The organism is Paraburkholderia sediminicola (assembly GCF_046026855.1).
Classification (GTDB): Bacteria; Pseudomonadota; Gammaproteobacteria; order Burkholderiales; family Burkholderiaceae; genus Paraburkholderia; species Paraburkholderia sediminicola_A.
Genome location: NZ_JAQQET010000025.1, coordinates 21,099 through 45,868, shown reverse-complemented (window position 1 = coordinate 45,868; position 24,770 = coordinate 21,099). Strand labels below are relative to the sequence as shown.

General features: G+C 63.2%; 23 protein-coding genes and 2 riboswitches. Of the genes, 17 read left to right on the top strand and 6 right to left on the bottom strand.

Annotated features, from left to right (window positions below; translation table 11 throughout):
• The gene (locus PQR40_RS25465; RefSeq protein WP_408510079.1) at positions 1–1,191 is read right to left on the bottom strand and encodes an amidase; all 1,191 of its coding nucleotides are present in this window, start codon (positions 1,189–1,191) and stop codon (positions 1–3) included.
• On the bottom strand, positions 1,188–1,988 hold the full coding sequence (locus PQR40_RS25460; protein WP_408510078.1) for a cysteine hydrolase family protein: 801 nt from the start codon (positions 1,986–1,988) through the stop codon (positions 1,188–1,190). The genes PQR40_RS25465 and PQR40_RS25460 overlap by 4 nt, the downstream gene beginning before the upstream one ends.
• A gap of 208 nt (positions 1,989–2,196) precedes the next feature.
• Here PQR40_RS25460 and PQR40_RS25455 point away from each other — a divergent pair, with 208 nt between their 5' ends.
• From PQR40_RS25455 to PQR40_RS25390, 14 genes are all read left to right on the top strand, one after another.
• On the top strand, positions 2,197–3,174 hold the full coding sequence (locus PQR40_RS25455) for a BMP family protein (protein ID WP_408224846.1): 978 nt from the start codon (positions 2,197–2,199) through the stop codon (positions 3,172–3,174).
• A gap of 1 nt (position 3,175) precedes the next feature.
• The gene (locus tag PQR40_RS25450; RefSeq protein WP_408510077.1) at positions 3,176–4,822 is read left to right on the top strand and encodes an ABC transporter ATP-binding protein; all 1,647 of its coding nucleotides are present in this window, start codon (positions 3,176–3,178) and stop codon (positions 4,820–4,822) included.
• Positions 4,819–5,916 (top strand): ABC transporter permease, encoded by a 1,098-nt coding sequence (locus PQR40_RS25445; RefSeq protein WP_408510076.1) that lies wholly within the window; start codon positions 4,819–4,821, stop codon positions 5,914–5,916. The genes PQR40_RS25450 and PQR40_RS25445 overlap by 4 nt, the downstream gene beginning before the upstream one ends.
• On the top strand, positions 5,916–6,833 hold the full coding sequence (locus PQR40_RS25440; RefSeq protein WP_408339984.1) for an ABC transporter permease: 918 nt from the start codon (positions 5,916–5,918) through the stop codon (positions 6,831–6,833). Before PQR40_RS25445 ends, PQR40_RS25440 begins: the two co-directional genes overlap by 1 nt.
• 83 nt (positions 6,834–6,916) lie before the next feature.
• A complete protein-coding gene (locus tag PQR40_RS25435; protein ID WP_408510075.1) occupies positions 6,917–7,660 on the top strand; it encodes a TetR/AcrR family transcriptional regulator in 744 nt (247 codons plus the stop codon).
• Between the two features lie 332 nt (positions 7,661–7,992).
• A complete protein-coding gene (gene atzF, locus PQR40_RS25430) occupies positions 7,993–9,858 on the top strand; it encodes an allophanate hydrolase (RefSeq protein ID WP_408510074.1) in 1,866 nt (621 codons plus the stop codon).
• Positions 9,859–9,897: 39 nt separating this feature from the next.
• Positions 9,898–10,995 (top strand): BMP family ABC transporter substrate-binding protein, encoded by a 1,098-nt coding sequence (locus tag PQR40_RS25425; protein WP_408339987.1) that lies wholly within the window; start codon positions 9,898–9,900, stop codon positions 10,993–10,995.
• Positions 10,996–11,042: 47 nt separating this feature from the next.
• Positions 11,043–12,158: an ABC transporter permease gene (locus PQR40_RS25420; RefSeq protein ID WP_408393769.1), complete on the top strand. Its 1,116-nt coding sequence runs from the start codon at positions 11,043–11,045 to the stop codon at positions 12,156–12,158.
• A complete protein-coding gene (locus PQR40_RS25415; RefSeq protein WP_200567575.1) occupies positions 12,151–13,077 on the top strand; it encodes an ABC transporter permease in 927 nt (308 codons plus the stop codon). The genes PQR40_RS25420 and PQR40_RS25415 overlap by 8 nt, the downstream gene beginning before the upstream one ends.
• Positions 13,078–13,226: 149 nt before the next feature.
• Positions 13,227–13,961: a biuret amidohydrolase gene (biuH, locus tag PQR40_RS25410; protein ID WP_408224870.1), complete on the top strand. Its 735-nt coding sequence runs from the start codon at positions 13,227–13,229 to the stop codon at positions 13,959–13,961.
• A 3-nt stretch (positions 13,962–13,964) separates the two neighbouring features.
• The gene (locus PQR40_RS25405) at positions 13,965–15,602 is read left to right on the top strand and encodes an ABC transporter ATP-binding protein (RefSeq protein ID WP_408510073.1); all 1,638 of its coding nucleotides are present in this window, start codon (positions 13,965–13,967) and stop codon (positions 15,600–15,602) included.
• The gene (locus tag PQR40_RS25400; RefSeq protein WP_408393760.1) at positions 15,599–16,291 is read left to right on the top strand and encodes a cysteine hydrolase family protein; all 693 of its coding nucleotides are present in this window, start codon (positions 15,599–15,601) and stop codon (positions 16,289–16,291) included. Before PQR40_RS25405 ends, PQR40_RS25400 begins: the two co-directional genes overlap by 4 nt.
• Entirely contained in the window at positions 16,282–16,668 is a 387-nt protein-coding gene (gene hpxZ / locus PQR40_RS25395) for an oxalurate catabolism protein HpxZ (RefSeq protein WP_408339991.1), read from the top strand. Before PQR40_RS25400 ends, hpxZ begins: the two co-directional genes overlap by 10 nt.
• Positions 16,669–16,704: 36 nt before the next feature.
• A complete protein-coding gene (locus PQR40_RS25390; protein WP_408510072.1) occupies positions 16,705–17,472 on the top strand; it encodes a GntR family transcriptional regulator in 768 nt (255 codons plus the stop codon).
• 109 nt (positions 17,473–17,581) lie between these two features.
• Here PQR40_RS25390 and PQR40_RS25385 read toward each other — a convergent pair whose 3' ends face one another.
• The 4 genes from PQR40_RS25385 to PQR40_RS25370 all read right to left on the bottom strand — a co-directional run bounded on the left by PQR40_RS25385 (position 17,582) and on the right by PQR40_RS25370 (position 21,145).
• Complete coding sequence (locus tag PQR40_RS25385) at positions 17,582–18,625, bottom strand: rod shape-determining protein (protein WP_028194510.1); 1,044 nt, start codon at positions 18,623–18,625, stop codon at positions 17,582–17,584.
• 122 nt (positions 18,626–18,747) lie between these two features.
• Entirely contained in the window at positions 18,748–19,146 is a 399-nt protein-coding gene (locus PQR40_RS25380; protein WP_408224885.1) for a hypothetical protein, read from the bottom strand.
• A 149-nt stretch (positions 19,147–19,295) separates the two neighbouring features.
• A complete protein-coding gene (locus PQR40_RS25375) occupies positions 19,296–20,339 on the bottom strand; it encodes an ABC transporter substrate-binding protein (protein WP_408484435.1) in 1,044 nt (347 codons plus the stop codon).
• Between the two features lie 173 nt (positions 20,340–20,512).
• Positions 20,513–20,660, bottom strand: a riboswitch (guanidine-I (ykkC/yxkD leader).
• A gap of 116 nt (positions 20,661–20,776) precedes the next feature.
• Positions 20,777–21,145: a MarR family transcriptional regulator gene (locus tag PQR40_RS25370; RefSeq protein ID WP_325043113.1), complete on the bottom strand. Its 369-nt coding sequence runs from the start codon at positions 21,143–21,145 to the stop codon at positions 20,777–20,779.
• Positions 21,146–21,302: 157 nt separating this feature from the next.
• Here PQR40_RS25370 and PQR40_RS25365 point away from each other — a divergent pair, with 157 nt between their 5' ends.
• The 3 genes from PQR40_RS25365 (at position 21,303) to PQR40_RS25355 (ending at position 24,767) form a co-directional block, all read left to right on the top strand.
• The gene (locus PQR40_RS25365; RefSeq protein WP_408510071.1) at positions 21,303–22,229 is read left to right on the top strand and encodes a sugar phosphate isomerase/epimerase family protein; all 927 of its coding nucleotides are present in this window, start codon (positions 21,303–21,305) and stop codon (positions 22,227–22,229) included.
• Between the two features lie 9 nt (positions 22,230–22,238).
• On the top strand, positions 22,239–23,297 hold the full coding sequence (locus tag PQR40_RS25360) for an isopenicillin N synthase family dioxygenase (protein WP_408484431.1): 1,059 nt from the start codon (positions 22,239–22,241) through the stop codon (positions 23,295–23,297).
• 501 nt (positions 23,298–23,798) lie between these two features.
• A riboswitch (guanidine-I (ykkC/yxkD leader) is annotated at positions 23,799–23,954 on the top strand.
• A 57-nt stretch (positions 23,955–24,011) separates the two neighbouring features.
• Positions 24,012–24,767, top strand: coding sequence for an urea amidolyase associated protein UAAP1 (locus PQR40_RS25355; RefSeq protein WP_408339996.1), 756 nt, complete (start codon positions 24,012–24,014; stop codon positions 24,765–24,767).
• Positions 24,768–24,770: the final 3 nt, after the last annotated feature.

Genomic DNA, 24,770 nt, shown 5'->3' with positions numbered 1-24,770 from the left:
CTACCGAAGGTTCGCCGAAGTGTGCCGCGAGTATAGATCGCGCGCGAAGGCAAGCAACGCGCGATCGCTGCCGCGCGCGCCGATGATCGACAGTGCGAGCGGGCGATCGATTTCGTCGGTGAAGGGGAGCGTGATTTGCGGCAGGCCGCCGATCGCGGCAATCGCGTTCATGGTGAGCGCGTCGTCGTAGAAGCGGCCGATTGCGGCGCCCGATGCATCTTTCGGTAACAGCGCAACGGGTGTGGTCGGTATAAGCAGCACGGTATCGAGTCCGAGCATCGCATCGAGCGCGCTGCGTAATTCGCGCTGAGTGGCGCGCCATTGCGCGGCCTGCTTTCGATCGAGCGTTTCGAGCCGCGCAAAGCGCGCTGCAATGGACGGGCCGAAACGCGGTTGCGTGGCACGGATCCAGTCACCGAGCGAGGCGTCGATCTCAAGATCCTGCACGATCTGATAGCACGCAAGCCAGCGTGCCTCGTCTCCGGCGAACAGATCGAGCGACGTGTCCGCGCCTAACGATCTGGCTAAGGCATCGAGGCGTAAAGCATCGTCGGGCTCGTTGCGCTCACGCGCGGCGAACGCTTCGACGACACGCGTGAGGCATATCGGCTGCCCGGACGCAGTAGCCGGAGAGACCGCTTCCGGCAGCAATACATCGCCCACCGCGGTAAGCACATCGATCGACCGCGCGAACCAGCCGACCGTGTCGAAGCACGGTGCGAACGGCAACACACCCTCGAGCGAAATCGCGTCGTGACTCGGCCGCATGCCCCACAACCCGCAGAACGCGGCGGGCACGCGCACCGAGCCGCCGGTATCGGTGCCCAACGCAAAGTCCACCTCACTGCCCGCCACCGCCGAAGCCGAGCCGCTCGACGATCCGCCCGGCAATGCACGCGGCCAGCGCGGATTGAGCGGCGTACCGTCATGATGATTCGCGCCTTCGAGGCTATAGGCGAGTTCGTCGGTGATCGTCTTGCCGCCGAGAGCAGCGCCGGCGTCCAGTAGCGCGCCGACACAGGGCGCATGACGGCGTGCCGCCGCATGGCTCTCCCGCCAGTCAGGATTGCCGCCGCCGGTCGTCACGCCGGCGACGTCGATCAGATCCTTCACCGCAAAGCGCAGGCCGTCGAGCGGCCCGCTCGCCGTCGCGGCCACCCGTACGCGTGGGCCCGAGATGAATGCACTCATGCGCAGTCCGCTAACGCATCGGCGATACGCGCCGAATCGGTGACAAAGCCGAAGCACTTCTTCACGTTCCAGACGGCCGCCTCCGTGCAGAACGTCGGCGACGACGTCGCGCAGCAGTCTTCCACCAGCACGCAGCCGTAGCCGAGAAAGTTGGCGTCGGTCAGCGAATGCAGCACGCACTGATCGGTGTTCACGCCCGCGAACATCACCGTGCGAATGCCGAGATTGCGCAGGATGCTGTCGAGCGGCGTGTCCCAGAAGCCGCTGATGCGGTACTTGTCCACGCAGATGTCCTCGGGCAGGGGCTTGAGTTCATCGACCACCGCAGCGGCCCACGAATCCTTTTCAAGCACATGCGCGCCGTTGCTCGCGAGCGGTTCGCCAAGGCCCGTGCCTGTGCCGGTCGGCTTATATAGATGCAACTGATTCGGCGGCATGTTGGCGAGGTCGGGCCGATTTCCCCAGTTGACCCAGATGACCGGCACGCCGCATTGACGCAGAACCGGCAGCAGGCGCTGCAATGGTGCAATCGGCGTGCGGTCGGCCTCGAAATCGCCCCCAATCTGGGCAACCCATCCTCCGTTGGTGCAGAAATCATTCTGCATATCGATCACGACGATCGCCGTGCTGCGCAGGTCGATGCGCACGTTTTGCGGTTCGCACGACAGCGTCGCTGCGACCGGTTCGGGCGCGGGCAGCGACAGGTCGACCAGCTTCTCGCTGGCGTGCCAGCGATGGCGGCCGTCGCGACCCAGCTGGCCGGAAACGCTTGTGCCGTAAGCGTCGTGTTGTTTCATCGGAAGTTCTCCATCGTGTCTGAATCGCTATAAAGAATGGGCTGCGTGGATACCGCCGCGCATTGCGGGCGCGGCGTTCTGGCCGTTGTTTGGAGCAGATTGGAACGAACGCCGGTGCCCATAAAAACCATGACTTGGCATTGAAGTTGCATTTGTTTCATTCATGAATAACCTACTTACCCAAACCAAACGCAAGAGGAATGCCAGAATGTCGATCGCCAAGTTCAAAACCTTCGCCACCTGTGTCGTCGCGCTCGCCGCATCCACCAGCGCGATGCATGCCGTCGCGGCCGATCCGTTGCGGGTCGGCGTGCTGATTCCCGGCTCGAAGTCGGACAAAGGCTGGATGGAATCCGGCTACGACGGTCTCGTCGCCGCGCAGACAGAACTGGGTCCGAAGCTCAAGACGCAGATGATCGAGAACATCAACTACGCGGACATGGAACAGGCGCTGACCAACCTCGCGTCGAAGAACCAGTTGGTGATCGGCGTGGGCGGACAGACGCAGGCATCCGTGCTGAAGATCGCCAAACGCTTTCCCAATGTGAAGTTCGCGATCGTTGGCGGCAACAAGGGGCAGGACATGCCGCCGAACGTGGCGGGCTATGACGTCAAGCAGGCGGAGATCGCCTACGTTGCCGGCGCGGCCGCGGCCATGCTGTCGAAGAACGGCGCGGTCAGCTACGTGGGCGGCATGGAGATTCCGTCTATCGTCAACGCCGGCAAGGAGTTCGGTAACGGCGCGCGCTCGATCAATCCGAAGATCAAATACTTCGAGAGCTACACGGGCGATTTCGACAACGTGTCGAAGGCGAAGGAAGCCACGCTGGCGGCCATCTCTCAAGGCGCGGACGTTCACTATCACATTCTGAATCTCGGTCTGCGCGGCATGGAGCAGGCGGCCAACGAAAAGCACACGCATGTGATCGGCAGCTATACGGATCGCTGCGGCACGGACCCGCTGTATATCGCGTATTCGATTACCGGCGTCGGCTATCAGGTGCAATACGCGATCGACCAGATGGCGGCCGGCACGTGGCAACCGGGTTATAAGGCGTTCGGCCTGGCGATGGGGCCGAAAGCGTCCGGTATGGTCGTCTGTAAGCCGACGGCGGAGATGTCGACGAAAATCAGGCAGATCGAGCAGGACATCGAGAGCGGCAAGATCAAGGTCTCCGAAGGCTGATATGGACGCGACTCCAGCTTCTGCCGCTTTCGCAACGGCGTCTGCCGATGCAGGCGCCACCACGCCCGCAAATAACCACGCACCGCGCGCCGCAGTACTGCGCATGGACGGTATCGGCAAACGCTTCGGCCAGTTTCAGGCGTTGAGCGACGTGTCGCTCGAACTCTTCGCCGGTGAAGTGCATTGTCTTCTTGGCGAGAACGGCGCCGGCAAATCGACGCTATGCAACGTGATGTTCGGCGTATATCAGCCCGACGCGGGCGCGATGTGGCTGGATGGCGCACCGTATCAGCCGCACAGTCCGCGCGACGCCCTTGCTCACGGTATTGCAATGGTTCATCAGCACTTCAGCCTGGTCGAAGATGTGAGCGTGCTCGACAATCTGCTGCTCGGGCAGGTCCGCGGCTGGCTCAATCGCAAGCGGGAGGCGCAGCGCGTGCGCGCGCTGGTGGCCGAACTGGGTCTTGCGCTCGATCCGGATGCGCGGGTCGCGGATCTGTCGATCGGCGAAAAGCAGCGCGTCGAGATCGTCAAGTGTCTGATCCGTGAACCTCGGCTCCTCGTGCTGGACGAACCGACCGCCGTGCTGTTGCCGGCCGAAATCGATGCGCTGCTCGACACGTGTGCGCGGGTTGTCGCGCGCGGTTGCGCGGTCGTACTGGTGACGCACAAGCTGGCCGAGATCCGCCGGATCGCACGCCGCGCGACGGTGCTGCAAAGCGGCCGTGTGGTTGCACGTTCGAACACGCCGTCAGCCGATGTCGATGCGCTCGTGCGCGCGATGATTCAACGTCCGGGCACGGCGAATAGCGAAACCACCGGCTCGAATGCAACCGCCGCATCGCCTCCAAAACCCCGCAGCGCGTCACCCTACGGCCGGCCGCTCGCCGACGAAGCCTTGCAGATCGACGGCCTCACGGTGCGTGATGCCGACGGCGTCACGCGTCTCGAAGACTGCACGCTGGTGGTCAACCGCAGCGAGATCGTGGGCATTGCGGGCGTGGAGGGCAACGGTCAGAGCGAACTCGGCGCGGTGCTGGCCGGCATGCAGCGAGCGAGTGCCGGGCGCTTTTTTGTACAGGGCAAGGACTGCACGCAGGCCGCGCCGCAGACCTTGACGAAGGCGGGTGTCGGCGTAGTGCCGGAAGACCGGCACGCGGTTGGCTGTGTGCCCGACATGAGCGTGACAGAAAACCTCTTTCTCAATCGCCTTGACGACTACGCGCGGCATGGCTTCATGCGCCGTCGCGCAATGCGCCGCGACGCCCGCACGCTGATGCAGCGTTTCGATGTACGTGCCGCGAGCCCCGATGTCGCGTTTCGCGGCCTGTCGGGCGGCAATCAGCAAAAAGCGGTGCTCGCGCGCGAACTTACGCTCCAGGGCCTCGCCGTGCTGGTTGCGGCACAGCCCACGCGAGGCCTCGACGTCGGCGCGGTCGCGGCGGTATATGACCACATACGCGCCGCGCGCGACGAGGGCGTCGGTGTATTGCTGATCTCGTCCGAACTCGACGAGTTGATGGCGGTGGCCGACCGCGTCCTCGTCATGTATCGCGGTCGCATTATGGGCACCTGTGTGCCGGATGCGTCGCAACTCACTCTTCAACGCGAGCGCATTGGCGCATGGATGGCAGGCCAGACAGCATGACTCCCACGACTTCATTGGCTTCTTTTCCCCGCGCGCCATGGCGCGGTTCGCGGCGCGTGCGAACCGTTGCCGTGCTAGGGGGCGCCGCGCTCATCGCGGTTGCAGCGGCGCTGGCGCTGATTGCAAGCATTCATGTGTCACTCGGCGACGCGCTCGCCGCCTTCGCCGACGGCGCGTGGGGCTCGCCTTACGCGATCGGCGCATCGATCAATCGCAGCCTGGTGTTCGCGCTGGTCGGCAGCGGCTTCGTGCTGGCGAACCGCGCGCAGCTGACCAACGTCGGCGGTGAAGGGCAGATCGCGATGGGCGGCATCGCCGCCACCGCCGTCAGCCTTTATGGCCACGTCGCGCACTTGCCACTCGGCCTGTCGTTCATCGTGCCGATGCTGGCGGCCGCACTGGCCGGCGCCGCATGGGGCGCGCTTCCCGGCTGGCTGAAAGCACGCGCCGGCACCAACGAGGTGATCAGCACCTTGCTGCTGACGTTCATCGCCGTGTGGTTTCTCTACTGGTGCGTGCAATCGGAAGCGCTACTGCGCCAGCCGATGACCAATGCAGTCACGTTGCCCGAGTCGCTCGACATTCCTGACTCGACCAAGCTGCCGCTTCTATCGAGCACGAGTTCGACGGGGCTGCATATCGGTTTACCGATCACGCTCGTGTTGTGCATCGCGGTGGCCCTGGTGCTGCTGTATAGCCGCTTCGGCATGCATCTGCGCGCGGTCGGCCTGAACGCGCTGGCTGCACGCCGCGCCGGCATGCCGATCACGTCGACCGTCGTCGGTGCACTGGCGCTGGCCGGCGCGCTCGGCGGTCTCGCCGGTGCGTTGATGCTGCAAGGCGATCAATACTCGCTGAAAGCCGGCTTCTCGTCGGGCTATGGCTTCGACGGCCTCGTGGTCGGCTTGCTCGCGCGCGGCTCGATAACCGGCGTGTGCGCGGCGGCGTTGCTGTTCGGCTTTATGCGCTCGGGCGGCATCAATATGGAAATGGTCGCGTCCGTGCCGTCGGCGCTGGTGCTGGTGGTGCAGGGCATCGTGATCGTCGCGCTGGCCGGCGGTTCGCGGTGGCTCGAGCCGAAAGGAGCACGTTGATGAACGCGGAATTCATGGCGGTTTTCGTCGGCTCGTCGATCCGTTTTGCCGCCCCGCTGATGCTGGCCTCGACCGGCGAATTGATCAGCGAACGGGCCGGCGTGCTCAACATGAGCGTGGAAGGCATGATGCTGTCGGGCGCGTTTCTCGGCGCGGCGGGCGCATGGGCAACCGGCAACGCGGCGCTGGGTCTCGCGATCGGCATGCTCGGCGTGCTGCCGATCGCCTTGCTACAGGCGTTCCTGAGTGTCACGCTGCGCGCCAATCAGATCGTCACGGGCATCGGTATCAACATCCTGGCGCTCGGTGCGACGACGCTCGCGTATCGCGAGCTGTTCGGCGAACGCTCGAGCGCGGTGATTCCCGGCCTCGCGCGCTGGTCGCCACCGGGTCTCGGGGCGATTCCGGTCATCGGCGAGCCGGTGTTTCATCAGGTATGGCTCATTTACCTAGGCCTTGCGATTCTGCTGGCAACCTCGCTCGTGATGCGGCGTACCGCGCTCGGTGTGGCGCTGCACGCGGTGGGCGCGGCGCCGAAGTCTGTCGATCAGTCGGGGCTATCGGTGACACGGCTGCGTTATGGCGCGGTGCTGTTTTCGGGCGTCATGTCCGGCGCGGCGGGCTGCTTCATTTCGATCGGCGACATTCACACCTTCACTGAAGGGATGACCAGCGGCGCCGGCTACCTCGCGATTGCGGCGATCATCTTTGGCAACTGGAAGATCGGCCGCACAGTTGGCGCGTGTTTGCTGTTCGGCGCCGCGAGTGCGTTGCAGTTCCAGTTGCCGCTGATCGGCGTGCATGTGCCGACCGCGCTGCTGGTGATGCTGCCTTATCTGCTCGCCTTGATTGCGGTGGCGGGACTGATCGGCCGACAAACCGCGCCGCTCGCGCTGACCCAGCCGTTCCGGCGTTGAGGCCACGCTTACAATGCCCTGAACTGACGCCCCCTGACGTATCCTTTTGACGCAATCACGCCGCCGCCTGGCTTTCTATCGCTATGACACGTGCTTCTGCCCGATCGACTCCCGCTGCATCCGCCACGCCCACGACCCAGCGTCAGAAGCTCGCTGCGGCGACCCGCCAGCGCATCTTCAAAATTGCGATCGCCGAATTTTCCGACAAGGGCCTGAGCGGCGCGCGGGTGGAGACGATCGCGAGCCGCTCGAAGGTCAACATCCGGATGATTTACCACTACTTCGGCGGCAAGGAAGCGCTTTATCTGGAGGTGCTCGAGTTCGTGCTGGCGCGCCTGCGGGAAGCCGAACTCAGGCTCAAACTCGATGTCGACCAGATCGATCCGGTCACGGCTATCGTGCAGCTTTACGATTTCATCGAAGGGCACTTCGCGGCGCATCCCGAACTGTCGAAGCTGCTGTCGTTCGAGAATCTGAACCGCGCCCGGGTGATGAAGCGTTCCAGCGCGATTCCGGAAATGTCGTCGCCGGTGTTGAGTCTGCTGCGTACCGTAATCGCGCGTGGTGAAAGCGACGGCTCGCTGCGCAAGGGCATGGACCCGCTTCATCTGTATGTCGCGCTCGTGAGTCTGTGTTCCTTTCACAAGTCGAACGCTTTTACGTTATCGCGGATCTTCAACACCGACATGCTCGCCACACAGTGGCAGGAAGATCACAAGGCCCAGGCACATGAAATGGTGCGCGCGTTCGTCGTAGCCGGTGCGCTGCAGCCGGCATTGCCGATCCGCGTGTCGGGTCGTCATAGCGACGCCAACGTTAAGGCTTAGGGTCGACGCGCGTTGCGAGCGCCGAATATTAAATGCTTTGGGCACGCGCTTTAGCACGTTTTTTCGCTTTGGGTTTGATGTGCGGACAGACGGAGGACGGAAGGAGGGCGGGCGCGAATGCGGGGCGCCTGAGCCCCGAGTTGGGGAGCGCTGCACCATCAGGCGTTGAGCAACTTGCGGCGCAAGGCGCTGGCCAGGCTCCCGTCGAATCATCGCAAACCCAGTCCTGACAAGGCGGGTCGCCCGTTCCGGCCAGCCCGGAATGCACTTGGCATAGCTCCTGCTAAGTTGAGTTCAAACTTGTATTCAAGATTGAACTCAAGGAAAAACAGGTGCCTATTTCTTCACCACTGACGGTCAGCGGTCTTCTTCAGGCTTATGCCGGCAAACTTCTGACGCCAACCCAAACGGTGGCGTCGACGTTTGCGCGCATCGACCAAATCGACCGGCCGGAAGTCTGGATCTTACGTGTGCCCGCTGCGGACGTGCAGGCACGCGTCAACGTACTCGAAGCGCTTTACGAAGAGCAGGGCGCCGCCGTGTTCGAGCGGATGCCGTTGTTCGGCGTGCCATTCGCCGTCAAGGACAATATCGACGTCGCCGGCTTGCCCACCACCGCCGCCTGCGAACCCTTCAGCTATACGCCGGACACGTCTGCGTTCGCCGTGCAGCGCCTCATCGACGCCGGCGCGATCCTGATCGGCAAGACCAATCTCGATCAGTTCGCGACCGGCCTCGTCGGCACGCGCTCGCCTTATGGCGCGGTGCGTCACCCCGAGTTTGCGCAGCGCGTGTCGGGCGGGTCGAGTTCCGGCTCTGCGGTTGCGGTCGCCGCAGGTTGCGTGGCCTTTTCCCTTGGCACCGACACGGCGGGATCGGGTCGCGTGCCGGCTGGATTCAACGGGCTCGTCGGCTTGAAGCCGTCGCTGGGACTGGTTAGCAAACGCGGTGTCGTGCCGGCGTGCCGCAGCCTCGACACGATCTCGGTGTTCGCGCACGACGTTGACGATGCGTGGCGCGTGTTCAGCGAAATCGCCTGCTTCGATTCCCTCGACGGCTATTCACGCAAGGTACCGAGCCTCGGTCTGCTGCGCGGCGCGCCACGGATCGGCGTGCCGGACCATCTCGAGTTCCACGGCGACGCAGCGGCAAACCAAGCGTTCTCCGCGTCGCTCGACGCGCTCTCGACGCATCTGCACGTCAACCCCTTACCGATCGACTTCAAGCCGCTCAATGCGACCTCAGCGTTGCTCTACAACGGCCCCTGGGTGGCCGAACGGCGCGCCGCGCTCGGCGGATTCTTCGAGACGCATCGCGAGGCGATCGATCCGGTCGTCGCAACGGTGATCGGCAAAGCGGATAGCTTCAGTGCCGTCGACGCGTTCAACGGCCAGTACGCACTCGCCGACCTGAAGCGTCACGCCGAACATCTCTTCGAGGCGATCGACATCCTGATCGTTCCGACCACGCCGACGCATCCGTTGATCGCGGATGTGCAGGCCAATCCCGTCGAGTTGAACAGCCAGCTCGGCTATTACACGAACTTCGTCAATCTGCTCGATCTTTGCGCGCTGGCTGTGCCGTGCCAGCGTCGCCATGACGGCTTGCCGGCCGGCGTCACGCTGATCGCACCGAGCGGCGCGGACCGGCGTCTCGCCGAATTGGGCCAGCGGATTCAGGCGCTGTTCACGAGCGCGACCGAGACCCGGAGCGAGACCTCTACCGTGGTCGAAACAAAAACCAGAATCGGAACCATGGCGAACACGATCGAGCCACTCCCGTTTCAGGAGCCAACAGTCGCGCTAGCCGTGGTCGGTGCGCATCTGCGCGGACAGCCACTGAACTGGCAAATGCAGGAAGCCGGTGCGCGGTTTATCGAAGCAACCCACACCGCGCCCGGTTACAGGCTGTACGCACTCGCCAACACGCAGCCACCGAAACCGGGCCTCGTGCGCACGGCCGAACAGCCAGGCCAACCCATCGCCGTCGAAGTCTGGGAAGTCCCACTGCGCACCTTCGGCAAATTCGTCGCCGACGTGCCCGCGCCGCTTGGCATCGGCACGCTGCAACTCGCCAACGGCCTCACCGTGAAAGGCTTTATCTGCGAGCCCTCGGCGGTCGGCGCCGACAGTGGTGCGACAGAAATCACCTCGTTTGGCGGCTGGATCGCCTATCTCGACAGCCTGAATGTCAACTGAAGGCCAACGCTCATTAACTCTAACCAGGAATTGGACACCATGACCAGTCGCCGCAATTTCATCAAGAGCGCCAGCCTGTTGACGCTCGGCAACATCCTGCCGATTCAATCGGTGTTCGCCGCGCCCAGGACGACCGTCGGTGTGATCTACGTCGGCGCGCGCGGCGATTACGGCTACAACCAGGCTCAGGCAACGGCCGCGGCTGTCATCAAGAAGATGCCTGACGTGAAGGTGGTGGAAGAGGAAAACGTGCCTGAAACCATCGCCGTGCAGAAGACCATGGAAGCGATGATCGAACAGGACGGCGCCACCCTGATCTTCGCGACTTCGTTCGGTTACTTCGATCCGCACGTGCTGAAAATGGCGGCCAGATATCCGAAGGTGCGCTTCGCGCATTGCGGCGGTTTGTGGAAGCAGGGCAACCCTTCGAACATCACCAGCTACTTCGGCTATATCGACGAGTGCCAGTATCTGAACGGCGTGGTCGCGGGCCATATGACGAAGAGCAGGAAGCTCGGCTTCGTCGCCGCCAAACCGATTCCGCAAGTGCTGCGCAACATCAATTCGTTCACGCTCGGCGCGCAGTCCGTCGATCCGTCGATCACGACGCAGGTGATTTTCACCGGCGACTGGTCGATGCCCGTCAAGGAAGCGGAAGCCACCAACAGTCTGATCGACCAGGGCTGCGACGTGCTGACCTGTCATGTCGACGGTCCGAAGGTCGTTGTCGAAACCGCGGAGAAGCGCGGCGCGATGAGTTGCGGTTATCACGCGAGCCAGGCGGCGCTCGCGCCGAAGGGCTATCTGACCGGCGCGGAATGGGATTGGGCGACGCCATACAGACAACTGGTCACGGGCGCTCAGGCTGGCACGCCGCAACCCAATGTGCTGCGCGGCGGTTTGAAAGAGGGCTTCGTGAAGATGTCGCCGTACGGCGCGAAAGTCACCGCGCAAGCGAAGCAGAACACCGACTCGATCAGAAGCAGCATGGTGGCCGGCAATTTCGTGATCTTCAAAGGCCCGATGAAGGACAACAAGGGCGGCATGGCGATCGCCTCGGGCGCGAGCCATGTGCAGTCCGACTACACGCTCGAAAGCATGAACTATCTGGTGGCGGGCGTCGTCGGCCAGATCTGACGACGGCGTGCGTGTCTGCTTGAGTTTGCCTGAGCGAAGGAGCCGTGATGCGTCCCAATGCCCCTACCGCGAGAGTGATGTTGTCGCTCTTGCCCGTGCTGCCGACCGCGTTGGCGGTGCTCGGCACGTTGCTGCTGTTCTCGCTGTTCCTGCTGGCGCAGGGACAGCCGGCGCCCGATGCAATCGGACTGATCTTCGAAGGCGCATTCGGTTCTTCGTTCGCATGGCAAAGCACCTTGCTGCGCGCATCGCCGCTGATGTTGACCGCCTTGTGTGTCGCGCTGCCCGCGCAGGTCGGCCTGATTGTGATCGGCGGCGAAGGCGCGCTCGCGCTGGGCGGTATGTGCGCGGCGATCGTCCCGCAGATGCTGCCGCACGGCACGCCCTGGCTCATTGCCACGCCGTTAATGGCGGTGGCCGGCATGCTGGCCGGCGGCGTCTGGATCGGTGCGGTCGGCGCCTTGCGGCAATGGCGCGGCGTCAACGAGACGATCAGCAGCCTGTTGATGTCGTATATCGCGATCGCGCTCTTCAAGCATCTGGTGGAAGGGCCGTTGCGCGATCCTGCGAGCCTGAACAAGCCGTCTACCTATCCGGTACCCGACGCGATGATGATCGGTTCGATCCCCGGACTCGATACGCATTGGGGGCTGTTCTGGGGCGTCGTGGCCTGCCTCGCGGCGTGGGTGTTCGTGAAGTTCAGCACCAGGGGTTTCGCGATGCGCGTGGTGGGCGGCAGCAATCGCGCGGCGCGTCTGGTCGGCTTGCCCGTCAATCAGCTTGCGCTTGCCGCGTGCGTATTAGGCGGTGCCGCAGCGGGACTTGGCGGCATGTTCGAAGTGGCCGCCGTGCAGGGCAGCGCAAATGCATCCCTGCTCGCGGGCTACGGCTATGCGGGCATCCTGGTCGCGTTCGCCGCGCGTCAGAATCCGCTCGCGATCATCGCGTGTGCGCTGATGATCGGCGGCATCGAAGCGAGCGGCTCGCTGCTGCAACGGCGGCTCGATCTGCCCGATGCCACCACGCTCGTTTTGCAAGGCCTGCTGTTCGCCAATCTGCTGGCGTGGGAAGCGCTCGGTGGGCGCATCGCCGCCTGGCAAGTCAAATTGCAGGCCGCGACGCAGACCGATCTTCCCGTGCAACTGGAGCAGACCCATGCCTGATATGCACTCGCCCATCGTGATCCTGTTGCTGTCGCTGTTCGCCGGTGCGATCCGCGTCAGCACGCCTTATCTGTTCGTCAGTCTCGGCGAATGTCTGACCGAGAAGGGCGGCCGCGTGAATCTCGGCCTCGAAGGCATCCTCGTGTCCGGCGCGATGAGCGGCTATGCCGGCGCTTTCCTGACCGGCTCGCCATGGGCCGGCGTGCTCGCGGCCGGCTTCGTGGGCTTGCTGCTCGGCTGCCTGCATGGCCTCGTGTGTTCGCTGCCGCGCGTGTCGGACATCGCATTCGGCATCGCGCTGATGCTGCTCGGCACTGGACTCGCGTTCTATCTCGGCAAACCGTTTATCGAACCGCAAGCGCCGATGCTGCCGTTCATCGACCTCGGCACGTGGACCTCGTCGCCGCAATTGCATAACGCGCTGCATATCAACCTGTTGTTCGTGATCGGCGTGGTGCTGGCCTTCGTTCTGCAATGGGGCTTGCGCAATACGCGCTGGGGGATGGTGCTGCGGCTCGTCGGCGATCACGCTGAAACGGCGCGCGCGATGGGCTATCCGCTGACGCGGGTGCGCATCGCCGCGACTGCGGTGGGCGGTGTGTTCGCGGGCATCGGCGGCGCGTATCTGTCGCTGGTCTATCCCGGGAGCTGGAACGAAGGGCTCTCCAGCGGACAAGGACTGATGGCGGTCGCGCTGGTGATCTTCGCGCGCTGGCAGCCGTTGCGCTGTCTGTGGGCCGCTTTGCTGTTCGGTGCGGCCGGCGCGCTCGGCCCCGCGCTGCAGGCGATCGGCGTGACGAGCGGCTATTACCTCTACAACGCCGCGCCGTATGTGCTGACGCTCGCGATCATGATCGTCAATTGCCGTCCTGATCGTACGTTGGCTGGCGCGCCGGGTGAACTGAGTCTGACTCGCTGAACGCGAGCTCGCTGAATCTGACTCGTAGAGTTGATTCGTTGAGTTGATTCGTTGGGCCCGAGCCGCTGAACCTGACTCGCAGAGTCTGCGCTTGCCACATTAAATTCGCCCGTGCGTGCCTTCACGGACCCAACAAGGATCTCACCACCATGAACCGATTTATCGAAGCGAAGCCCTATCCGTGGCCCTACGACGGCAACCTGCGCCCGGACAACACGGCGCTCGTGATCATCGATATGCAGACGGACTTTTGCGGCTACGGCGGCTACGTCGACAAAATGGGCTACGACCTGTCGCTGACGCGCGCGCCGATCGAACCGATCAACAGCGTGCTGAAGCCGATGCGCGAATTGGGCTTCACGATCATCCACACGCGTGAGGGCCATCGTCCTGATCTCTCCGATCTGCCCGCCAACAAACGCTGGCGCAGCCGCCGCGCGGGCACCGGCGGCGTGGGCATCGGCGACGACGGCCCGTGCGGCAAGATCCTCGTGCGCGGCGAACCGGGCTGGGAAATCATCGACGAACTAAAGCCGCTGCCCGGCGAAATCATCATCGACAAACCCGGTAAAGGCTCGTTCTGCGCGACGGATCTCGAACTGATCCTGCGCACGCGCGGCATCGTCAATCTGGTGCTGACGGGCATCACCACCGACGTCTGCGTCCACACGACGATGCGCGAAGCCAACGACCGCGGCTTCGAATGCACGGTGCTGGCCGATTGCTGCGGCGCGACCGACAAGGGGAACCACGCCGCCGCGTTGCACATGATCACCATGCAAGGCGGCGTGTTCGGCACGGTGTCGGACTCGCACGCGCTGCTGGCTACGCTACTGGCTGCGACGGTGGCGCCGGCAGCGGCGCTGGCCACGTCAGGCAGATAAACCATGTCGACCGCTCTGAAAGCATTGGGCGTGGAAGTGCTGAACGCGAGCAAATCGTTCGGCGCGTTTCGCGCGTTGGATGGCGTCTCGATCAAGGTCAAGGCCGGCACGATTCACGCGCTGCTCGGCGAGAACGGCGCGGGCAAGAGTACACTCGTGAAGGGGCTGGTCGGCTATGGCGTGCTCGACGAAGGGCAGATCACGGCCGACAACCGCGAAGTCCACATCGCGTCGCCGCGCGATGCGCAGGCGCTCGGAATCGGCATGGTGTATCAGCATTTCACGCTGGCCTCAGGCCTTTCGGTGGAAGAGAACCTGTTGCTTGCGCGCGGAAAATTGCCATGGAAAATCGACTGGAAGGCTGAGCGTGCAGCACTAGCCGCATTCATGCAGCGCATGCCGTTTCGCTTGCCGCTCGATGCGCCGGTGGCCGCGCTCGCCGCCGGTGAGAAGCAGAAACTCGAGATCCTCAAGCAGCTTTATTTGCAGCAGCGCCTTCTGATTCTCGACGAGCCGACCTCGGTACTCACGCCGCAGGAAGCCGATGAAGTGCTCGGCCTGATGCGCGAGCTGACCTCGCGCGGTGAGTTGACCGTGCTGATGATCACGCATAAGTTCCGCGAAGTGATGGCCTATGCCGACGACGTCACGGTGTTGCGCAAGGGCAGGCAGGTCGGCACGAGTGCGGTTGCCAACACCAGCCGCAACGAACTCGCCGCCTGGATGATGGGCACCGTCGCCACGCACGCCCCGAAGGAAGTCGCCTTGACGGACGAAGCGCCGGCCATTGCCGCGGTGACAGTAGAGCGCGTGCCGCGCAAACCGGTCGACGAAACGGCGCAAGTGCGTCTCGCGCTGCGCGACATATCGGTGGAGGACGATCGCGGCCACACGGCGGTCAAACACGTGACGCTGTCCGTGCGCGCGGGCGAAATCCTCGGACTGGCGGGCGTTTCAGGCAATGGGCAGAAGGAACTGGTGGAGGCGCTGGTCGGTCAACGTCGCGTGAAAACCGGCGACATGCAGGTGGCCGGCAACGCCTACCATGCGACCCGCGAGGAGATGACCCAGAGGCGCGTGTTCGCGATTCCCGAAGAGCCGCTGAAGAACGCCTGCGTCGCGGCGATGAGCGTGGCGCAGAACCTTGCGCTGCGCGATTTCGATCGCGAGCCGTTGCGGCGCGGCGGCTGGTGGCTCGACCGGCGCGCGGTACGCGAGCGCGCCGCGCAGCTGATCGGTGAGTTCAACGTGCGCCCGCCGCTGCCCGACCGGGCGATCGGCACGCTGTCGGGCGGCAATGTGCAGCGTGCGGTGCTGGCGCGCGAACTCGGGCAGCCGGTGGATGTGCTGATTGTCGCGAACCCCGTGTTCGGCCTCGATTTCGCGTCGGTGGCCGATATCCATGCACGTCTGATGGCCGCCCGCGACGCAGGCGCCGCGGTGCTGCTGGTCAGCGAGGACCTCGACGAGTTGCTGGAACTGGCGGACCGCATCATGGTGATCGCGGAGGGCGCGCTGGTGTTCGAAACGCCGGCGGCACGCGCCGATCGGACCGTGCTGGGCCAGCATATGGCAGGGCACAGCGAGGCCCCGGTGCATCACGCCGTGGTCGTTGAAAAAATGAAGGAAGCTATCGGATGACCCAGCCAACCTCGCTGACTATCGACGCCCAACCCGGTCCGTTCACTTTCGAGCCCACTAAAACCGCGCTGATCGTGATCGACATGCAGCGCGATTTCATCGAGCCGGGCGGCTTCGGCGAATCGCTCGGCAACGACGTATCGCTGCTGGCTGAGATCGTGCCGACCGTGGCTGCGCTGCTGGCCTTCGCGCGCAGGCACCGATGGCTGGTCGTGCACACACGCGAATCGCATGCGGCGGATCTGTCTGACTGCCCGCCTGCGAAACGCCTGAGAGGCGCACCCAATGCCCGCATCGGCGATGCAGGACCGATGGGCCGCATCCTGATTCGCGGCGAACCGGGCAATGCAATCATCGAGCCGCTGACACCGCTTGCCGGTGAGCTCGTGATCGACAAACCCGGCAAGGGCGCGTTCTACGCCACCCGGCTCGGCGAAGAGCTTGCGATGCGCGGCATCACCCATCTCGTGTTTGCAGGCGTGACAACCGAAGTCTGCGTGCAGACCTCGATGCGCGAAGCCAACGATCGCGGTTACGACAGCCTGCTGGTCGAAGACGCCACCGCCAGTTATTTCCCCGCGTTCAAACAGGCCACCCTTGACATGGTGCACTCGCAAGGCGGCATTGTCGGCTGGACCGCGCCGCTTTCCTCATTGACGAAACTCGACGAGACGCTCCCATGGAAGTAAATCAGCCCGACGTAGTAGCCCAGGTGGAAGCAGCGTTTGTCGAATACGAGCGGGCGCTGGTCGACAACGACGTCGCGGCGATGAATGCGCTTTTCTGGCACACGCCGGAGACGGTTCGTTACGGCATCGCCGAAATCCAGCACGGCGGCGAAGCGATCCGCGCATGGCGCGAGACCTGCGAGCCGGTGCCAAAGTCGCGTACGCTGCATCGAACCGTGGTCACAACATTCGGCACCGACTTCGCCACCGTCAGCACCGAATTCAGCAGCGACGCGACGCCTTTACTCGGCCGTCAGATGCAGACGTGGGCCAGGCTCAGTCCCGCCGACGGCTGGAAGATTGTCGCCGCTCACGTCAGTCTTATCGCCATGCCATGAAACGCCGATAATAAGTAAAAAGGGAATTTGGCATCAATGAACCACGACCCGACGAATCTGCTCGAGACGCCCGCTGAGCCTGGAACACCAGGAGCGCCGGGCGTGCCTGCCGTGCCGGCCGCGGCCAATCCGCTCGCCGAGCAGGTGTACCAGCAACTCAAGAGCGATATCTTCAGCTTCCGCCTGTTTCCCGGCGACCGTTTTTCGGAGAACGGCATCGCGCAGCACTACGGCGTGTCGCGCACGCCGATGCGTGACGGCCTGTTTCGTTTGCAGCGCGAGGGGTATCTGGAAGTCGGCTTCCGGCGCGGCTGGAAAGTTTCGCCGATCGACTTCGACCAGCTCGATCAGCTCTACGATCTGCGCATCGTGCTGGAAGTGGCCGCCGTGGAGCGGCTAGGGGCGGGCGGCGACGCCGCGCACGCGGCCGTCGAGACATTGAAGGCGATCTGGTGCGTCGAGCCGGAATTGCGCGAGAGCGACCCCGCGAAGATGTTCGGGATGGACGAGAACTTCCACCGTCAATTGATCGCCGCGACGGGCAATGCGGAGATGCTGCGCGTGCACAACGAAGTGACCGAACGCATCCGCATCGTGCGACGGCTGGACTTTCTGAAACCCCATCGCACGAGCGCCACCTACGACGAGCATTCGACCATGCTGAATCTGATCGAACGCAACCGGCTGACTGAAGCGATCATCCTGCTGCGCGCGCACATCACGCAGAGCAAGCTCGAGGTTCGCAAGATCACGCTGTCGATGCTAGCCGCAGCGCGCGATAGCAAGTTGCCGTTCGTGTCCTGAAGGGCAAGGGCCTGAGAGACCCAAGGCTGCTGAACGGACTGACTGTGCCGTGAGAGGGGTGACGCAATGCGTGGCGAAACAGCCGCCACACCGCCGTCACCCGTAAGCGTTATTCGTAAGAGAAAGCCCCGCCGAACTTATCCATCCGCTCCAGCGCCATGCCCGAGCCGCGCACCACACAGGTCAGCGGCGCCTCGGCGACGAACACCGGCAAGCCGGTTTCTTCGGCCAGCAGCCGGTCCAGATCGCGCAGCAATGCGCCGCCACCCGCCAGCATGATGCCGCGCTCGGCGATGTCCGCGCCGAGTTCCGGCGGCGTCTGTTCGAGCGCGATCTTTACCGCCGAGACGATCTGATTCAGCGGATCGGTGAGTGCCTCGAGAATCTCGTTGCTGGACACCGTGAAGCTACGCGGAATCCCTTCCGACATGTTGCGGCCTTTGACTTCCATCTCCTTGACTTCGGAGCCCGGAAACGCGGAGCCGATTTCCTTCTTGATCGCCTCGGCGGTCTGTTCGCCGATCAGCATGCCGTAGTTGCGGCGAATATAGTTGACGATCGCATCGTCGAACTTGTCGCCGCCCACGCGCACCGAGCCTTTATAAACGACGCCGCCGAGCGAGATCACGCCCACTTCGGTGGTGCCGCCGCCGATGTCGACCACCATCGAGCCGGTCGCCTCGGATACCGGCAACCCCGCACCGGTGGCCGCAGCCATCGGCTCTTCGATCAGATAGACCTGCGAGGCGCCCGCGCTGTGCGCGGCTTCCTTGATCGCGCGCCGTTCGACCTGAGTCGACCCGCACGGCACGCAGATGATGATGCGCGGCGACGGCGCGAACATTCGCGACTCGTGCGCCATCTGGATGAAGCGCTTGATCATCTGCTGGGTGATGTTGAAGTCGGCGATCACGCCGTCCTTCATCGGGCGGATCGCCTCGATATTGCCCGGCACCTTGCCGAGCATCTGTTTTGCTTCCTTGCCGACGGCCAGAATGATCTTCTTGCCGTTAGGGCCGCCTTCCTGACGAATCGAAACCACTGAAGGTTCGTCCAGCACGATACCCTTGCCACGCATGTAGATGAGGGTGTTCGACGTGCCGAGGTCGATTGCCAGGTCGTTGGAAAAATAGCCACGCAGAAAACCGAACATGCAAATTCCTGTCTCGCTGATGCCGGGCGCGTGAGCGCGCCGCTTGGGAATGCCGCCCGGAGGCGGCAGGCGACCAGTTGACGGTCGGGAGAGAGGGAAGAATAACAGCTTCGGGCGGACGGCTACTTAGGTGGGCGGACCCGAAGCAGGTTGTCGGCCTGCCATTTGATGCGTTCGCAGTTGCCTTTGACCCGCACGGCGAATTCCGCCGGGGAACTGAGTTGCAGCGAACGCATCTGGATCGCATCGCTATCCCCGCGCTGCCAGCCCGCCTGCCAGCGTGTATCGAACTGGCTGGCTTCGGTGAGAACCTTTCGGAGCTTTTCCTTGTACGCTGCCACGTCCTGGGCGGTTCCGCCACAGAACTCCTGGTCAAAGCGGGCACGCTGGCCTGCGGCTTCCGCGCTGGCGTTGGCGCCGTCCTCGCTGGCGGACGCGAGCCGTGGCTGGGCCAGCAGCACCAATACCAGCAAAGGCACCAGCGCGCGCAGGGCGCGATAGCAAGACCGGTTGTTATACACGATTGCCTCCTTGTGGCCGTGCGTCTGCGCCGCAACGAATCGTGTGAGTTGAGCGGCAGCGCGTGCTGGCGCCCATATTACCGTGTCCGGGCTGGCGCGCCCCGGTTGCCACTTCAGCCGGCCGGCGCGGTCAGGCCACCGCGCTGTCCTTACGGCGCATTGGTCAACGCCGGGTCGAGATAGGCGTTCACGTTCTGCGCCTGTTTGTAGACCGCGTTGCGCACGTTGAATTTGTCCGCGTTCAGGCTCGAACCGTACACCGAGTCCAGCCCGTCACCCTTTACGAAAGCCTTTCGGGCCGCCGCCGCGTCGAGCAGGTGCGTGCCTTTCAGCAACGGCAGATACTGGGCCGGCGTCAGGCCAACGCGCGCGGACATGATCTTCACGGCATCCGGTTGCGTCTTCGGATCGTTGATGTAGGCCACGCAGCGATACCAGACCTTGATTACCTTGGCCCAATCGGCCTTGCGCGACTGCAGACTGACCGGATTGACCGTGATCGCGTCGTAGATCAGGCCCGGTGCGTCGGCCGAGGTGAAGATCGGACGTGAGCCCGGCACGCGCTTGAGCGCTTCGCCGGCGTTCGGTTGCCAGGCGCCGACCGCGGCGACGTCGTTGGACGACGCCAGCACCTGCGGCAACTCATTCGTCTTCGCGTTGACGAGCGTGATGTCCGATTCCTTGAGCGCATGCTTTTCGAGCGCCGTGTCCAGCAGCAGGTGATCGACCAGACCCATTTCGACACCGACCTTTTTGCCCTTCAGTCCATCCACCGTGCGAATGGGCGGCTTGGCCACGATCATGTCGTTGCCGCTCGAGTAGTCGGTCAGGAGAATCATGACGTTTTTGGCGCCGCTTGCGCCGGTGACCAGTGCGTCGCCGTTGGTTGCGCCGACCGCGTCAAGCTTGCCGGCGGAGAATGCATCGAGTGAGGCCGAGTAGTCGAACCACTGGAAATTGACATCCACGCCGGCCTCCTTGAACCAGCCTTTGTCGATGGCAATCTGAAAAGCGACGAAGCCGGGCCAGTCGCTGTAGCCAATGGCGAGGGGCGCAGCCGCTTGTGCGGGTGCAGCCGCGAAGCCGACCGCAAGCGCTGCGGCAACACCGGCAATCGCGCCACGCACGCGGCGCGACGAGGCAATGCAGTTCAATGGGGTGAGGGACGTATGGGCGGATTCGAAGCGTTTCATCGTTTTCTCCAGGAGACCGGTCAATTGCGATTGTTGAGTTGGATCGCGCGGCGACTGCGCGATAAAACAACATGACCGGTTCCCGCGAGAATCCGAACGGCGCGGACACTGCGCGAAAACTGCGGGAGACAAACGCCGGCCACGGAGAGGCACGATAGGCATTGCTATCGCCAATCTCCCGGGCTTTTGTCCCGCCGTGTAGTGCAACCGCCGCTCGCTTTCGAGTTGAGATCCAAGTTGAGCTCGTATCGAACGAACCGGTGCACCGGGCTGCTCTCGGACCAGACATTCTTGCGAACCGGAACCCTAGCATCCCTAAGATGCGACGCTGCCGCACCTCTCAGTGATTAATCTAGCGAGAAATATGCCAGCCGGATTGGGTGATGCCGCGAGACGCTGTTATGCCCATGCGTCAACGCAAACATGGCGCCAAAGCTTCAATCCAGCGCGGCAAAACGTTGATGCACGTAGGCGAGAAACTGCTCGAGGCGCTCTTCGATCGATGCCGCGAGGCTGATCTGTTTGATGCGGCGGTCCGCTTCGGAACTCGTCTCCAGCAGCCAGCCGGCGTCGATCAACTCCTGCACGTAGCGAACCGCCGTGCGGCGGCTCACGCCAGGCATGAAATCGTAGAGCGCCGTCTTGGCGAAGTTGTTTTCCGGGTCTACCCACATCCGGCAAAACAGATCGCTGTAGTTGAGGTCGTTCAGCCCCAGATCGCCGAAATGCGAGGACCACTGCCAGTCCATGTCGAGAATGGCGCGCGCGACGGATTGCCCCTTGTGACGCGCAAGTTTTTTCTTCATCGATTCACCACGAGGAGGACAGGTGCACAGTTTAAGTGCTAATTGAGCCGGAAATCGGGCGTGCCGGAATTATGCACGGCAACGCAAAGATATCTTATTGGCGAGCGAATTTCATGTGTACCATTGCATGCAATTTTGCATGTAATTCGGAGAGGCAATGAAATTCGAACTGTTCAAGACGTTCTGGGGATTCAACGGTGGCCCGCGTGATGCCGCACCGCTGGTGCGCACCGCCGGCTTTGACGGAATCGAAGCGCCGGTTCCGGCGGGTGAGGCCGAGCGTGAAGCTTTTGCGCAAGCAATTGCCGACGAACATCTCGCATTCATCGCCGAGATCACGACGGCGGGCAGCTATGTTCCGGAGCGGTCTGCTACGCCTGCGGACCATCTGCGAGACTTCGAGGAAAAGATTGTGTGGGGCAAGCCGCTCAAGCCGCGTTTCTTCAACGTGATGGCCGGCTGCGATGCGTGGCCGGCCGCCACACAAGTGGATTTCTTTGCCCGCGCGGTGGAGATCGCCGCCAGGCACGAGGTGACCTGCAGCTTCGAGACGCACCGCGGCCGCTCGTTTTACAACCCATGGATTACCCGCGATGTTGCGCGTGCGGTGCCATCGCTCAAGCTGACATGCGACTTCAGCCATTGGGTATCGGTATGCGAGCGGCTGCTCGACGGCGAATGGGACACGATCCTCGAACTGGCGCCGCATGCGCATCATCTGCATGGGCGCGTAGGCTATCCGCAAGGTCCGCAGGTTCCGCATCCGGCTGCACCCGAGTACGCGGATTGCCTCGCGTCCCACCAACGGATCTGGGAGGCGCTGTGGCGCGCGCAAATCGGGAAGGGCTACACGACCACGACGATGACGCCCGAGTTTGGCCCCGATGGCTATCTGCATACCTTGCCTTTCACGAATGCGCCGGTAGCCGATCTGTGGGAAATCAACACGTGGATGGGGCGTGAAGAGCGGCGTCATTTTGCGGCGTTTCTTGCAGAACGTGAAGCGCGTGACGGCCAGCAAAGCGAACCGCAAAAGCAAACGCCTTCGCAGACCCAATCGCCCGTCGAACCGCAGCACGTATAGGCAAATCTCATGAGCCAAACCCACACAGGTTTCGACTGCCTGCCCGTCGTCGACGTCAGCGGTCTCTTTAGCGATGACCCGGACCAGCGTCTTGTGACCGCCCGCGAACTCGACCGCGCAGCGCGTGACGCGGGTTTTTTCTACGTCACCGGCCATCAGATCTCGCGCGCACAGCAAGCTGCGCTAATAGAACAGGCCAAGCAGTTCTTCGCCGCCCCCGATGACTGGAAGATGCGTTACTACATCGGCAAATCGACCGCGCATCGTGGCTATGTTCCCGAAGGCGAAGAGGTCTTCGCGGGCGGCAAGCGCGACAGAAAAGAAGCCTTCGATACGGGCCGGGAACTGCCGCCCGACGACCCCGATGTCAAAGCCGGCACGCCGATGCTCGGGCCGAATATGTGGCCCGGGCAGCCGGGTTTTCGTGAAGCGATCGGCGGCTATTACGACGCGGCGTTTGCGCTCGGCCGCGCGTTGTTTCGTGGCTTCTCGCTCGCACTGGGCCTGCCGGAAACGCATTTCGAGCGGTATTTGCAGAAGCCGCCGAGCCAGTTGCGCCTGATTCACTATCCGCTCGACCCATCCGCGGAAGACCGGCCGGGCATCGGCGCGCATACCGACTATGAGTGCTTCACGATCCTGCTGCCCACCGCTCCGGGCCTCGAAGTGATGAACGGCGAGGGTGAGTGGATCGACGCGCCGCCGGTTGATAACGCGTTCGTCGTGAACATCGGCGACATGTTGGAAGTGTGGACAGGCGGCACCTATGTGGCCACGTCACATCGCGTGCGCAAGGTGAGGGAAGAGCGCTATTCGTTTCCGCTTTTCTTCGCCTGCGACTACCACACGGTGGTCGCGCCACTGCCGCAATTCGCAACCCCCGCGGCGGCGGCGAAATACCCGCCGGTATCGGCGGGCGATCATCTGTTCGCACAGACGGCACAGAGCTTTACGTATCTGAAGCAGCGTCTCGAGCGCGGTGAGCTGACGTTGCCGGATGGGTCGAAGGGTTTGGCGAGTTTTGGGCAACAGGCGCGCTATGCGGGCGCTGAGGAGGATGTTGCCTAGCGGATGGCGTTTGTTGATGCGCCTGGTGAGCCCGTTCGGCCCCGGTTAGCTGACCGGAACGCACCGGCAAGAAACAGGTTCTCGACCACGGGGCCGCCTCGCTTACGAGCGGCGCCGTTGCTTTTGCAGTTCGATGAAACGTGCCGACATCAGCGTGTAAAGCGTGCGGCGAAGCGTGGCAAGCGTGAGCATGGTCGGATGATGGCGATGAGAAGTGTGACGCCATAACTTGCACACATCGTGCCATCGCGCAGAGCCCCTGCGGCACATGAACCACGTGAGCACCCAGCCCAATCATGGTGCTCCGCGCATTCAACTGGTGCTTATTCGCCCTCAGCCGTGGTGCGTGCATCATCAACCCGCCCCCCACCGCCGGCCGTCGCATTGCGACGTCGACGGCATTCAATCCCTTGCCACGATGCACTTCCGGCATCAGCTACCTGACGCTGGCACACAACTCGCTTAGCTACACCGCGAGAGGTGCGAAGTAATTTGCATCATCTTCAGGATCGCTAGGGTTCCGGTCGTACCGCTTTAAAGGCTTTAAAAGCGCCTTAAAGCACGCACGATGTCTGGTCCGAGAGCAATCCGGTCTTGCCGCTCACCTTCTTTCAAGGCGCCGGCGAGGCTCCACGGAGGGATAAAAGCCCGGGAGGTCGCGATGTCGGTCAATCGCCCTCTCATGCTTTTTCCCAACCGATACCTGGAGCCTCCATGTCGACGCAATCCCCAGTCGATCTCGCACCGATCCCGCACGTGTTGTGGGAAACCGTGATTCCCGCCGGCACTCACTGGTCCGGCGTGCTGCGCCGTGGCATTGCGCTGCGCGTCGCCGATCCCGAAGGCGGCGCCAATCTGGCCGCTGTGTTCTACCGGCACGACGAGCCGCTCGAGCGCTACAACATGGCCGATACGCTGAAGGCGCAGCACACCGCGCATCTGACGCGTGGCCACGTGCTCTATTCGGATATGGGCCGCGTGATGGCATCGATCACCGCCGACACACTCGGCTGGCACGATCCGCTCGGCGGTCTCGGCGACGCGGATCGGTTTGCGAGCAAATACGGCGAGGCCCGCTATCAACAACATCGCAATGCGATGATCCGCAACGGCCGCGACAGCCTGCTGCTTGAACTGGCCAAACACGGTCTGGGCGCGCGCGATCTCGTTGCCAGCATCAACTTCTTCAGCAAACTCGATATCGATGAGGACGGCTCGCTTGACTTCGTGGCGGGCCATTCGAAAGCCGGCGCAGCGTTCGATCTGCGCTTCGAAATGGACACGCTCGCCGCGTTTTCGAGCGCACCGCATCCGCTAAACCCATCATCCGAATACGAACCGAGGCCAGTCAGGCTGATCGCGTATCGCGCGTATGCCGCCGATGCCTCCGTACCGGCCGACGATCCTTGCCGCTCAGCCTGTCCTGAGAATGAACGCGGCTTCGTCAACACCGATCGTCTGTTCGTCTAAGGA